Origin of the sequence: Methanoculleus sp. (assembly GCF_020696975.1) — an archaeon.
GTDB lineage: Archaea > Halobacteriota > Methanomicrobia > Methanomicrobiales > Methanoculleaceae > Methanoculleus.
In genome coordinates this window covers 222470-235695 of sequence record NZ_JAJGBK010000029.1, presented here as the reverse complement: position 1 = coordinate 235695, position 13226 = coordinate 222470, and the positions used below count along the sequence as shown (strand labels likewise).

Annotated in this window: 9 protein-coding genes and 2 pseudogenes; 7 read left to right on the top strand and 4 right to left on the bottom strand. The window is 64.6% G+C overall.

The genetic code is table 11. The annotated features are described in order from the left end of the window. The 6 genes and pseudogenes from QZ650_RS09735 to QZ650_RS09710 form a co-directional block, all read left to right on the top strand. Positions 1 to 900, top strand: a pseudogene (locus QZ650_RS09735) (methyl-coenzyme M reductase subunit alpha); the annotation flags it as partial. Between the two features lie 927 nt (positions 901 to 1827). Beyond that, positions 1828 to 2913, top strand: coding sequence for a DNA polymerase IV (gene dinB, locus QZ650_RS09730; RefSeq protein ID WP_292518844.1), 1086 nt, complete (start codon positions 1828 to 1830; stop codon positions 2911 to 2913). 97 nt (positions 2914 to 3010) lie between these two features. Continuing rightward, a complete protein-coding gene (locus QZ650_RS09725; protein WP_292518842.1) occupies positions 3011 to 3841 on the top strand; it encodes an ATP-dependent Clp protease proteolytic subunit in 831 nt (276 codons plus the stop codon). A 91-nt stretch (positions 3842 to 3932) separates the two neighbouring features. Continuing rightward, positions 3933 to 4367, top strand: coding sequence for an HNH endonuclease signature motif containing protein (locus tag QZ650_RS09720; protein ID WP_292518840.1), 435 nt, complete (start codon positions 3933 to 3935; stop codon positions 4365 to 4367). 102 nt (positions 4368 to 4469) lie between these two features. Next, complete coding sequence (locus tag QZ650_RS09715) at positions 4470 to 5300, top strand: tetratricopeptide repeat protein (protein WP_292518837.1); 831 nt, start codon at positions 4470 to 4472, stop codon at positions 5298 to 5300. A gap of 192 nt (positions 5301 to 5492) precedes the next feature. Beyond that, positions 5493 to 6347, top strand: coding sequence for a MerR family transcriptional regulator (locus tag QZ650_RS09710; protein WP_292518835.1), 855 nt, complete (start codon positions 5493 to 5495; stop codon positions 6345 to 6347). Between the two features lie 16 nt (positions 6348 to 6363). Here the strand turns inward: QZ650_RS09710 and QZ650_RS09705 are convergent, their stop codons facing one another. Then, a complete protein-coding gene (locus QZ650_RS09705) occupies positions 6364 to 7842 on the bottom strand; it encodes an alpha-amylase family glycosyl hydrolase (RefSeq protein ID WP_292518833.1) in 1479 nt (492 codons plus the stop codon). Positions 7843 to 7892: 50 nt separating this feature from the next. Further along, a pseudogene (locus QZ650_RS09700) lies at positions 7893 to 9074 on the bottom strand (geranylgeranyl reductase family protein); the annotation flags it as partial. A gap of 307 nt (positions 9075 to 9381) precedes the next feature. Here QZ650_RS09700 and QZ650_RS09695 point away from each other — a divergent pair. Next, on the top strand, positions 9382 to 10467 hold the full coding sequence (locus tag QZ650_RS09695) for a radical SAM protein (RefSeq protein WP_292518831.1): 1086 nt from the start codon (positions 9382 to 9384) through the stop codon (positions 10465 to 10467). A 41-nt stretch (positions 10468 to 10508) separates the two neighbouring features. Here the strand turns inward: QZ650_RS09695 and QZ650_RS09690 are convergent, their stop codons facing one another. Together QZ650_RS09690 and QZ650_RS09685 are read right to left on the bottom strand one after the other, a co-directional pair. Further along, positions 10509 to 11354 (bottom strand): DUF2795 domain-containing protein, encoded by an 846-nt coding sequence (locus QZ650_RS09690; RefSeq protein WP_292518829.1) that lies wholly within the window; start codon positions 11352 to 11354, stop codon positions 10509 to 10511. A 190-nt stretch (positions 11355 to 11544) separates the two neighbouring features. Continuing rightward, entirely contained in the window at positions 11545 to 13146 is a 1602-nt protein-coding gene (locus QZ650_RS09685) for a DUF2795 domain-containing protein (RefSeq protein WP_292518827.1), read from the bottom strand. Between the last annotated feature and the right edge of the window lie 80 nt (positions 13147 to 13226).

Below are 13226 nucleotides of genomic sequence, written 5' to 3'. Positions count from 1 at the left end.
GTCGTCCATATGGGTTCACTCCTGCCCGCCCGGCGTGCCCGTGGCCCGAACGAGCCCGGTGGCATCAAGTTCGGTCTCTTCTCGGATATCGTCCAGGCGAACCGGAAGTACCCCAACGACCCCGCGAAGGCTGCCCTTGAGGTCGTCGGCGCCGGAACCATGCTCTACGACCAGATCTGGCTCGGCTCCTACATGTCCGGCGGTGTCGGATTCACTCAGTACGCGACTGCAGCCTACACCGACAACATCCTCGACGAGTTCACCTACTACGGTATGGACTACATCAAGGACAAGTACAAGGTCGACTGGAAGAACCCGAGCCCGAGCGACAAGATCAAGCCGACCCAGGAGATCGTCAACGACATGGCAACCGAGGTCACCCTCAACGCCATGGAGCAGTACGAGCAGTACCCGACCATGATGGAGGACCACTTCGGCGGGTCCCAGCGTGCCGGTGTCATCGCCGCCGCGTCCGGTCTGACGACCGCCATCGCGACCGGAAACTCCAACGCCGGTCTGAACGCCTGGTATCTCTCCATGCTCCTGCACAAGGACGGATGGTCGCGTCTCGGCTTCTTCGGCTACGACCTCCAGGACCAGTGCGGTTCCGCGAACTCGCTCTCCATGGAGTCCGACCGCGGTCTGATGGGAGAACTGCGTGGCCCGAACTACCCGAACTACGCGATGAACGTCGGTCACCAGGGCGAGTACGCCGCTATCGTCGGCAGTTCCCACTACGGGCGCGGCGACGCGTTCTGCTACAGCCCGCTCGTGAAGGTCTGCTTCGCCGACCCGGCCCTGCGGTTCGACTTCTCCGAGCCCCGCCGCGAGTTCGCGAAGGGTGCAATCCGCGAGTTCATGCCCGCCGGCGAGCGTTCGCTCATCATCCCGGCCCGGTAAACCAACTCCATTACCCCTTTTATTTGCACGTCCTCACATCCAACGATCGCAAACATTCCTGCCGATCAGATGGAGAAGGTGGAGCGAGTGGTTCTCACTCGCCCACGTATTATGAGGCCGCAAGTTCGTATCACAAAATTTGCTATTCTGTCGCGAATTATCGCATCCTCTGGTGTCCCTGCCCTTGAATCGTCTATCCCGACCCCGGGTGAGCGCGCGAGGGATGGGGTGGGCCCGGGTGGTGTCGGGCGAAATCCATGTTGCAGAGATGCTCCATGCCGGGGGCTTCCAGGGATCGAAGCAAGTGTAAAACACGAGGTTAAAGCCCGAAAACGGCTTCATACAACCACTGGACACGTTAGATCCGTGAAAACCGCCCCATACAGTGGACCGTGGGAGTATCGCCACGCACTGCCCCCGCCCCGCGGGGCGGGGGAGGAGCGCGAAGCGCGGGTGGGGTGGGGGTTACAGGTATAATATCTGTTTCGTGGAGACAGAGGAGGGAGGATGCTTCCCCCTCAAAGGCCTCCGGCGGCCTTCTCGTGCTCCGTTCCCCTGGAACATCGCACCTCGCACCTCCGGTGCTCAAGCTCGCTTCGTTCGCACTTCCCGTCAGCCCCCCTCGCACCTAACGGTGCTCACGCTCACTGCGTTCGCGCCTCGCACCTTCGGTGCTCGAACTCCGTCCTTTCAAGACGTCGTTCTCCGGAGCGTCGCTCCACAAAAGGCGATACCTCCTCGAAATCCGTTTTCGGGCTTTTACATGGTCATTGCCGGTATGATCGGAGGAAACCGCTCCCGGGCCCATACCCGGCACCCGTGCAACCCCTCTTCCAGCCCTGCACGTTCTCCCCCCACAGCCTCACCAAACCCCCTAAATCGTCGGGCCTCCAACACTTCCACAGGAGACCGGAGAGGAATCGTAGAATGATAACCGGCGGCCGTATTGTCCTGCACGTGGACATGGACAGCTTCTTCGCCTCCGTGGAGGTGCGCCGCGACCCGTCCCTTGCCGGGAAACCGGTGATCGTGGGAGCCGACCCGAAGGGGGGGACGGGTCGCGGGGTCGTGAGTACCTGCTCCTATGAAGCCCGCCGGTATGGGGTGCATTCCGGGATGCCCATCTCCCGGGCATACGACCTCTGTCCCCACGGCGTCTACCTCCGGGTGGATCACCCGTTCTATGCCGGGGTTTCTGAAGAAATCATGGCGATCCTCGCCCGGCACACCGGCCGTATCGAACAGGTGAGCATCGATGAGGCCTACCTCGACGTCAGCGATGCCGGGAGTTTCCCGGCGGCGGAGGCCCTTGCCGCAGCAATCAAGCGGGAGATCCGGGAAGAGACGGGGCTCACCTGTTCGGTCGGGGTCGCCCCGGGCAAGGCCGTGGCAAAGATTGCCTCCGACTACCAGAAACCCGACGGACTGACGGTCATCCCCCCGGGCGAGGTCGCGGCATTCCTCGCCCCCCTGCCGGTGGGAAAGATCCCCGGCGTCGGGAAGAAGACCGGCGAAGACCTCCGGCAGATGGGTATCCTGACCGCCGGCGACCTCGCGCGCCGCGACGTCCAGGATCTCATCGCCCGGTTCGGCCGATCGGGTATCGTGCTCCACCGGCTCGCCCGGGGCATCGACGACCGTGAGGTGCGGGGCCGGGAGGGGTGCAAGTCCGTCTCCCGGGAGACGACGTTTGATGAGGATACCGCTGATCCGTCCGTCATCGCCGGGACCCTTGCCGGGCTTGCCGATGATGTCGCGGAAACCCTCCGGGCCGGCGGTCTCCGGTGCCGGACCGTCACCGTCAAGGTCAGGTATCGCGGGTTTCAGACGCACACCCGGTCCCGGACGCTCCCGCGGTTCACCAGTGACCCGGAGACGATCCGGCAGGCTGCATCCGGGCTGCTCCTCCCGTTCCTCAACGGCGAGCCCGTCCGGCTCATCGGGGTCAGGCTCTCGACGCTTGAAGGGGGCCGGACCCGGCAGGCATTGATCGACGAGTTCCTCTCTCCCTGACCCGACATGGGTGGGCAGTATGACCCTCTGAAGAGGAGATCTTTTGCCGGGTTGTGGGTGCACCAGCTTTATACGGGCCGCGCACTACGTTCCCGGCATGCCCGATATCTGGATTCTGCTTCTCGCCGTCGTGCTCCTCCTCCTCTTTGCGGTGCCGGTCGTCCAGCAGCAGATGACCCGGGCCCGCCGTCTGCGGGCGATCCGGGAGATCGAAGCCGAGCGCCGGACCCGGGTCATCGCCCTCATTCACCGGCAGGAGCGGATCGCCTTCCTTGGTATCCCGTTCTACCGCTACATCGACATCAACGACTCCGAAGAGGTCCTCCGGGCGATCCGGCTCACCTCCCCTGAGATGCCGATCGACTTCATCATCCACACCCCCGGCGGCCTGGTCCTCTCGTCCGAGCAGATCGCGATGGCGCTCCAGCGTCATAAGGGGAAGGTGACGATATTCGTCCCTCATTACGCCATGTCGGGGGGAACGCTCCTCTGCCTCGCCGCCGACGAGGTGATGATGGACGAGAACGCCGTGCTCGGTCCGGTAGACCCCCGGATTGGCGACTATCCGGCGGCCTCGATCTTGCGGGTCCCGCGCCTGAAGCCACCGGAGGAGATCGAGGACGAGACCTTCATCTTAGTCGATATCGCGGCGAAGGCCCAGAACCAGATGAGGGAGTTCGTCGTCGGTCTGCTTCGGAACCGGATGGAGCCCGATCGGGCAGAACGCCTCGGGCGCCTGCTCACAGAAGGAACATGGACCCATGACTACCCGATCACCTTCGAGCAGGCCCGGGACCTTGGCCTCCCCGTCACCCCCGGTGTGCCTGCCGCGATCTACCGGCTGATGGATCTCTTTCCCCAGGCGATGGTCCGCCGCCCCTCGGTCGCCTACGTCCCGATCCCATACCGTGAGGAGAAGAAGAGGTGACGCCCCAAAACACCTGCTCCGGCACCCCTTGCTCGGTGTGATGAAGTACTCTAAGCCCTTATCTTGTTTTACAACCAATCGTTTTCCGATAGTGAGCACCTACCTTCAGCTGCGCCTGGACGCGTTCGACCGCTCCCGCTCCCCTCTCTGCGGTGACCGTCCCGACCTGAACGGCTTTCGCCGGCTCTGCTGCCAGTGCCCGTTTGCCGTCCGGACCCCGGGCCGCGTCTACTGCGAACGGTTCGCAATCCAGATCCGGGCGCAGGAGAAGTACGCCCTGCGGGGATGGAAAGAGATCCGTGACGTGATCCTCGAACGTGACGGGCAGCAGTGCGTCATCTGCGGTGGGAGCGATGACCTTCATGTCCACCATCTCGACCGCGACCCCACCCACGACGACCCGGAAAACCTGCTCACCCTCTGCGGCATCTGCCATGCCCGGGTGCATACCGAGCTTCGCCGCGAGGGGGGTGCCGGGCGGGTGGCGCAGGTGATCCCGGGGGTACGACACCACGCCGTCCGGTAGGATGCCCTGAGGTGTTTTTCTTGCTCATTTGCTATCGGGACCAGGGGAACCGTTATATTGTATGCCCGCTACCAGTTGCGTGACCACGGGGGGAGCACTGGAATGAGCATTACAGGAAGACTCTTCGGAAAGGGTGATCCCGAGGACCGGGAGAGACCGGACACAGATACTGCAGTGAGCAGAAAAGCTGTCTCCCTCGCCCAGCAGGGGCGGTTCAGCGAGGCTATAGGCTGCTTTGACCGGGTTCTCGAGGACGATCCGGCAAACGCAAAGATGTGGAACAACAAGGGTGTCTTTCTCGATCTTCTCGGCCGGGACCAGGATGCTCTGGCCTGCTGGGAGAAGGCGCTCGAGATCGACCCGGGGTTTGCTCCGGCCTGGGTCTCCCGGGGAATGCTGCACCGGCGCCGCAACCGGCTGGAGGAGGCGCTCGTCTGCTACGACCGTGCCGTGGAACTCAACCCGGACTCTGCCGTCGCCTGGTACAACCGGAGCGGCATCTTCGTCGCGATGCGCCAGCTGGACGAGGCGATCGCCTGCTACGAACGGGTGCTCTCGATCGATCCGCATTTCGTGGCGGCCTGGACCGATCTCGGCTACGCCCGTTTCCTCCAGCACCAGCATGAGGAGGCCGTCACCTGCTACGACCACGCCATCGCTGAAGACCCCGGGAATGTCCGGGTCTGGAGCCTGAAGGGCGGTGCCCTCTACGCGCTCGGGGAGTACCGCAAGGCGCTCGAATGCTTTGACCAGGTGCTCTCGCTCGATCCGCGGTATGCCGCCGGATGGAGCATGAAGTGCAGTGTCCTCTACCACCTCGGCATGTACCGCCACGCGCTTGCGTGTGCCGACAAGGCGCTTGAGATCAACCCTGACTGCGAACTGACCGCCCAGGTCAGAAAGATGCTCGTCTCTCTTATCCAGAAGTGGTGACGGCCCGGTATGCCCCCGCTGAGGGGCAATCATTCTCTCCTCCCGGCCGCGGCCCATCTCCTCCCCCGAGAGTTCCGTAAGGTTGACGCCGGGCGCCGTCCAACCGGAGTCCGTCAGGCCTGACGGGAACTCTCCCCCGGGGGAGACTCCGACCGTCTATTACCCGGCGACGCCAACAGGTGGATGTAGTCCATGCCAGTCGATCAGATCCCTATCGGCACGTTCTCGCGGATCACCCGGCTCTCGCAGAAAGCGCTCCGTCTCTACGATGAGAAGGGGCTCCTCGTCCCGGCGGCACGCGACATCTGCACGGGGTACCGCTACTATGCCGTCACCCAGGTTGAGCGTGGCCTCCAGATCGGACACCTGCTCCGGCTCGGGTTCGGCCTTGCCGAGGTCGAGACCATACTTGCGGCACGGGAACGTGGAGACGCCCGGACAATCGGGGATATCTTTGCACAGCGTCTTGCTGCAACCGAGAAGGAGATCGAGCGGCTGCATGCGATCGCAGAAGCCCTGCGAGTGCAGGACCCCCTGAACGGAGGATTCCGTATGTCAATCACCGAACCAGTCATCAAGAAGATCCCATCCCTGCGGGTGCTTTCCCGCCGGGAGCGGGGTGTCTACCAGGAAGCGATCCCGAGAATGATCGGTGGGCTCTGTGCCCACATATTTCCAGAAGACGGGCGACAGCCCACTGCAAAGGTGGCCGGGCCGGTCATGTTCATCTGTCACGATGAGGAGTACCGGGAGACGGATGCCGATATCGAGGTGGCGATCCCGGTTGTCGGCCCCGTCAGCCTGGATGGGACCGGTGTTGAGGTCCGGACCCTCCCGGGCGGCCGGTTCGTCTCGGTCCTCCACACGGGCCCCTACCACGGGGTGGGGAAGGCGTACGAGCGGCTCTTCGCCTACATGGGCGAGCACCGTCTTCTCATCGCCGGCCCCTCGCGGGAGCTCTATGTCAACGACCCGGCCGAGGTGGCGGAGGAGGAACTCCTGACCGAGGTCCAGTTCCCGGTACAGGATCTTCCCCCGTCGGCCTGAAGGAAAGCGGTCCCCCTCATTTCCCAACGACCTCGAATACATGGTAGCCCCATCCCGGCATATCCAGGTAGAGCCCGGGAGAGAGGAGGCTGCCTTCATCCCTTTCGTATTCTGCCGGCCCCATGAGATCACGGAGCCGGACGGTCTTTCCTGCGAACCCGTCCCATGGGAGCCGGACGTAACACTGGCCCCGGTCCGGCGTGTAGTTGGCGACGACGATATAGCGCTCTTCCTCCCTCTCCCGGGTGAAGGCAATGTAACCGTCGTGGGAAGGGTTCTCCTCCCAGGCCGGGGCGCAGTCGAGGAGCCGCCACGCTCCGTCCCGGAACGCCGGGATGCGGAGGCACGCAGAGAGCCCCCTGTAGAACTCTTCTACGGCTGGATCGGCCGGCTCATCCGGCTCCCGACAGAGATGGACGGGGACCGGCTTCTTTCGCCCCGTAAACTGCCCCTGGTGAAAGAACCGCAGGCCAGGGGAGAGATAGGTGAGGACGGCGGCGGCCCGGTGCCGGTCGGGGGGGAAGGCTGCTGCCGCCCGGTCCTCGTCGTGGTTCTCGAGGAACCGGACGGACTTTTGCTGGTATTCGAAGTCTGCCCGGAGATGTTCCTGGACTGCCCGCCCCCCTCCCTCCCGCAACCGGTCATAGAGCCGTTTGTCGTAGGTGTAGTCAAACCCCTGCTGCTGAAGCGTCCATTCGAGATCCCAGTAGGCCTCCGCCATGAAGGCAAAGTCCGGGCGCTCGCGTTTGACTTTCTCGATAACTCCCGGCCAGAAGGGCTCCATATCCCTCCCCCATGTCTGCCGGAAGACCTCCGGGAGGACGAGCATCGCCATATCGCACCGGACGCCGTCGCACCGCCCTGCGATCTCCCGCACTTCGGCGATCATCGTCTCCATGAGGGCCGGGTTGCCGTAGTCGAGCTGCAGGGTATCCGGCCAGCCGCCGGTGTAGGGGTCCCGGCCGTGGGCGAAGACGGCCGGATCCCCGGGGAGGTCCACCAGGATGAAGTTCTCCGGCTCGCGGGCGAGGTCCTCCTCCGTGCCGTGGATGTAGTAGTCCGGGTGGTCCTGCACCCAGGGGTGGTCGGGTGCGGTGTGGTTCGGGACGAAGTCGAGCATGAGGAGGAGCCCCTCATGGTGCAGGCGGTCGCGGAACCGGGCAAGCGCCCCTGCCTCCCCGAGGTCGGGGTGGAGCGAGTATCCGGTTATGGCAAAGGGGGAGCCGCAGATATCCTCATCCCCGAGATCGGGGAGCAGGTCCCGGTAACCGCGGAGCCACCCCTCGTTTGAGCGGGAGACCCTGCGCCCCGCCTCCCCGGTCCTCCAGACCCCCATCAGGTAGACCCAGTCAAACCCGCAGGAGGCGAGTCCCGCGATCCATGTATCGGGGATGTCATCGAGCGTGGCGCGGAAGCGCCCCATATCCCGGGCAAAGCGCCGGAGCCGAATGCGGGTGTTGACCTCGTAGAGGACGAGAGAGTGAGGAGCGTCCATGACCGCGGCGTTCTGGACGCATGGGCTGATAAGAGTATTCGCCGGGAGTCTCACCAGACGGCGGTGTGGAGTTCGTCATCACGACGGAACCCGCGGAACGAACGAAGCCCCTGCACGGCATCGATGACCCGGGTATTCGTCGCCTTCATGAAGGCCGCGAGGGGGATATGCATCCGGGCGTCCAGGCAACGGTAAACGAAATCCCGCAGTGCCATCTCCGCCTGCAGTTCGGGGATGAGGCGGCGGTTGAGGAGGGTGGTGTAGGTCCCGGTGAGGGGTGCGCCGGAGGTGAGGTGGCGGTCGACGGCGTGGGCGGCAAGTTCCGCGGTCCGGTGGGCATAGAAGATCCCCTCGCCGAGGATGGGGCTTGCGAATCCGGCTGCATCCCCGACGAGGACCGTCCCCTCATGGGCCGGGGAGGGGATGTAATTGCCGAATGGCAGGGGGTATCCCACCGGCTTTTGGTCCAAGAACGCTGAGAGACCGAGGTTTTTCAGGAACGCCCTGAAACGGTCGGGGAGACCTTTCCCGTTCTTCTGCAGCAGCCCCCCGATACCCACGATGATCGCCTCCTGGTTTGGGAAGACCCACCCGTAACCCCAGGGGCAGGCGGTAAGGACAAGATGCGGTGTCGCAAGACCGGCGTCAAGGCGGATCGCCCCGTCCCGATCTGCGCGTGCCTCCGCCTCTTCTCGCGGAATCCTGAGTTCCAGGGCCCAGCCGAGGTTCCTGCCCCACCGTTCCGGGTCGACGACGCCCGCCGGGAGGGAGTGCCGGACCCGGCTGTGGATCCCATCGGCCCCGATGATGACCCGGGCGGCGTAACGGTCGCCGTCCGATGTCGCGATAGTGCGGGTGGCATGGTCGATTGCGGTAACCTCCACGCCTTCATAGACTTCGGCACCGGCTTCTGCCGCCCTTCGGGAGAGATGGGTGTCGTAGCGTTCCCGCCGGGTGAAGTAGAACGGCTCCTGAAGGTCTCCGGCAAGGATCCGGCTGCTTCCGATGTAGAGGGCATACCCCGTCCCGGCGGAGTCGAGCAGCCCCTCCTTTCTGAGGGCAGTAACCGGCAGGCTGAAGACTCGGTCGAGGAACCTGATGGACTTCTGGCTGAGGCAGCCTCCGCAGACCTTATTTCGCGGATACGCCCCCTTCTCAAGGAGCGCCACCCGGTACCCGAACCCGGCGAGCAGGTAGGCTGCGGTGCTCCCGGCGGGCCCGCCCCCGACAACGACTGCGTCGTACTCAGGTCGATTCTCCGTTTCTTTGTCCCTCCTTGCGGTGACAGGGTGCGGCGCATATCATATTTCTTTCCCCGAAGGGGTGAAGTCTCACGGGAGGTTCCGGTCTCCTCGACCGGGAGTTCCTCCGTCCGGGTAAATGCGCAGAAATGGGATAAATTTTTATTAAATGGGGTATTTATGGGCTCTCGTTCTTCCCATCCGCCCTCGAGTATCGTAGTTGACCGGCCCGCCTCTTCTCAAACACTTTCACCCCCCGCGCACCAGGCTCTTTATTCCGCGAGTCGATGCTTCCGGTATGTCGACGCACGAGCAGAAGCTCACCCGTCTCACCGCTGCCGGTCGGTTCGACCTCTGCAGCCCCGGGGAATGCATCAGGCTCCTCTCGGCTGCTCCTGCTGTCATCAACTACAACCGCCGGGCGGGCGGGTGCGGACGGATGCTCAAGGTGCTCCTGCATGGCACCTGCGCCTACGACTGCGCCTACTGTGCCGTCCGCCTGCAGCGGGAGCAGCTCTCGTTCTCCCCCGAGGAACTTGCCACGACTTTCCTTGGCCTCTGGCGGGAAGGGCTCGTCGGCGGGCTCTTCCTGAGTTCCGGCATCGCGCGGGACGTCGATTACGTGATGCATGATATCGTCGAGACAGGGGAGATCCTGCGGCAACGGGGCTACGGCGGCTACCTTCACCTGAAGGTCCTCCCCGGCGCCGCCCGGGCGGATATCCACGACGCTGCCCGCGTGGCAGACCGGATCAGCATCAACCTGGAGGCGACGTCCCCCGACCGGCTCGGCTGCCTCGCCGGGGTGAAGGACTACCGTCAGGATATCCTGAAACGCCAGGCCTGGGTCGCGGAGGAGAAGCCCGGCGGACACACCACCCAGATTGTCGTCGGGGCGGCGGATGAGACCGATGCGGAGATCCTCTCCTGCCTCGCCGACCAGTATCGGCGGGTTCGCCCGTCCCGTGTCTACTTCGCCGCGTTCCACGCCCTCTCCGGGACTCCTCTCGCGTCGCACCCCGATACCCCGGCGTGGCGGGCGCGGCGGTGGTACCAGGCCGACTACCTGCTCCGTGACTACAGTGTTACGCCCGACGAACTCCGGACAGCTCTCAACGAAGAGGGTTTTCTCTCGAACCGCGATCCAAAGGAGGTTCTTGCAGACGATGATCGGCCGGTGAACGTCAACCTCGCTCCACGCCGCGACCTCCTCCGGGTGCCCGGGATCGGGCCGAAAGGGGCGGACCGGATCCTCTCGCTACGTAAAGATAGGCCGTTCACCGGGCCCGCCGACCTTACCCGGGCTGGAATACGGGGGAAGGCAGCCGGACGCTACCTCACGTTCGGCGGGCGGGAAACGGTGCAGACCCGGCTTACCCTCTAAGCAGGAGCGAACCGGGGCGCCCGGCCCGGAGACGGCGGTGATTACTTGACCCTTCCGAACTCCTCGCTCACCTCGGCGGCCGACCGGTAGGTGCGGTCGCTGAACCCCTCAAGCACCGTGATCACACTCTCCGGAGCATTGTTCCCCCGGGCATGGGTGACGAGGTCCTGCCTGCCTGCAGGGTAATCCATACCCTTGAGGTAGACCTGCAGGTCGGCCGCAGAGAGGTGGGCGAGGGCCGGTCCCGGCGTCGTAACGGGCCGTTCGACCTCCGTCACCGGCCGGGTCTCTTCAACCACCCTCTCCCGGACCGCTCTTTGTTCAGTCGTGACGGCCTCTGCGGGCCGGGTCTCCGTCACCGGCCTCCCGGTCGCCGCGGTCCTGCCCTCGACCTCCTCGGCCGTTATCGGTATCCCCGTGCGACCGGTCGTCTCGCGGACCTCCACCCGCTCCGTCGTGACGACCTCGCGGGGCGGGGGCTCCATCCGGGTCACGGCCCGGGCCTCCTCCTGGCTTGGGGGACCCATGGGCCGGGTCGACTCGATCAGGCCCCAGTTCGCCTCCCTTGGCCACTCGCCTTCCGCGAATCCGGGCTCGTTATCGAGTTTGTACTTGCTGATGTTTACCACAAAGACGTCGTCCCCCGGCCGGTAGATCATGGCCTCGATCGGGATCGCGAAGTGTTTCGACCCGAGACCGAACATGCCCCCGGTCCTGAGTATCGCGTATGCCACTCTCCCCATGGGCAGGCCGACCCGGAGGCTTGAGATCTCACCGAGGTCATAGCCCTCCGGGTTCTTCACCCGCTTTCCCACGATATCCTCGGACGAGAAGTACTCCTGCCCCTCCGTCCTGCGCATCTGCCGCTCCAGAATCGTTTCAGCCATTGCAACCACCACCTCTCTGGTATACTTCCGAAGGCGATCTTCACCTTCGCGCAGAGCGGGCGATGCAAGTGGTGACTATTTAAGATTTCCTCGAATGCTGGCGGGAGAAACTTCGGGGCGAAAAACGTCTGCGGAGGGGGGTGGGAGGGCTGTTCAGCTCCACTCACCCGGACCCGCGGGTTCTCTCCCGTCACCTGACGTTGCCAAACTCCTCGCTCACTTCGGCGGCTGACCGGTAGGTCCGGTCGCTGAACTGTTCGAGCACCGAAACCACGCTCTCCGGGGCGTTGTTCCTCCGCGCGTGAGCGACGAGATCCTCCCTCCCTGCCGGGTAATCTATACCCTTGAGGTAGGTCTGCAGGTCGGCCGCGGAAAGACGCACGTGGGACGGCACCGTCCTCCGGGTCTCGGGTTGCTCCCGGGTGACAGTCTCCGTTCGGACCGGCTCCTCGTGCCGGGTTTCCCGCACGCCGGTCTCCGGGTATTGTCGTGTCTCCATCCCTCCCGGGTGCTCGCCGCGGCTCTCCCTCCCGAACTCGACGCTTACGTCGGCGGCGGACTGGTAGGTGCGGTCACTGAACCCCTCGATCGCCGTGATCACACTCTCCGGTGCGTTGTTCCTCCGCGCATGGGCAGCCAGGTCCTGCCTCCCTGCCGGATAGTCCATGCCCTTGAGGTAGGTCTGCAGGTCGGCCGCGGAAAGGCGCGCGCGGGACGGTACCGTCCTCCGGGCCTCGGGGCGCTCTCCCGCGCCGGTCTCCGGGTAGCGTTGTGGCTCCATCTCTCGTGGCCGTTCGCCGCGGCTCTCCCTTCCGAACTCCTCGCTCACCTCGGCGGCTGATCGGTAGGTCCGGTCGCTGAACCCCTCAAGCACCGTGGTCACGCTCTCCGGAGCATTGTTCCTCCGGGCATGGGTGACCAGGTCCTCCCTGCCCGCCGGGTAGTCCATACCCTTGAGGTAGACCTGCAGGTCGGCCGCGGAAAGACGCCCGGGGGTCGGTCCCGGCGTCGTAAGGGATCGTTCGACCTCGGTCACCGGCCGGGTCTCCATCTCTGCCGGTCTCTCTCTTCGGACCTCCTCCACGACGACCTCCCGGGGTGGGGCTTTCGTCTCGACCGGGCGCTCTCTCCTGACTTCTTCGACGACGGTTTCGCGGGGGAACGCCTCCGCCCGCTCCTCGGCCGTATGCGCCCTCTGCTCTCCCCCCCAGCCGGGTGCGACCGTCTGGACAGGGGGCGGCACCGGGACATAACTCTCTCTGGCCGCAGGTTTGGGCTCCTCCGATGCCGTTGCGCCTGTGGCTGTTGCGCCGGTAACTGCCGCCCCTGTAACTGCTGCGCCTGCCGCCGCAGCCCCCACCGCCGACGGCGGGCGTTCTCTCTCTGTTACCGGGGTTGAGGGTTCCGTTGTCCCGCGCACCGGGGGAGGTGTCCGTATCAGGCTCCAGTCCCCTTCACGGGGCATCCTGTCCCGGGTAAACCCGGAAGCGTTGTCCAGTGTCCGCTTATCCGTATCCACGATAGCGACCCGCTCCCCCGGGCGGGTGCGGATCGCCTCCCAGGGAATGGCGAAGTGTTTCTCGCCGAATCCCAGGATCCCGCCATGGGAGAGCACTCCGTATGCGATGCAGCCGCTGTCGCGGTCGATCGCGACATCGGTGAGGTCACCGATGTGCTCCCCTTCCGGGTTCTCTACCCTGAAATCCCTGACGTCGCGTGCGCGCATCAGGTCAATCCTCTCTTCCAATCTCGGCCGGGTCTCCAGCACCGATCCTGCCTGTCTTTCTGCCATCGTATCTCCCTCTAACTCGTTCACCTGCGAAGGGGTATCCCTTCAAGGCAGGGGGGAGTAGAGGATCGAGGATACTTAAG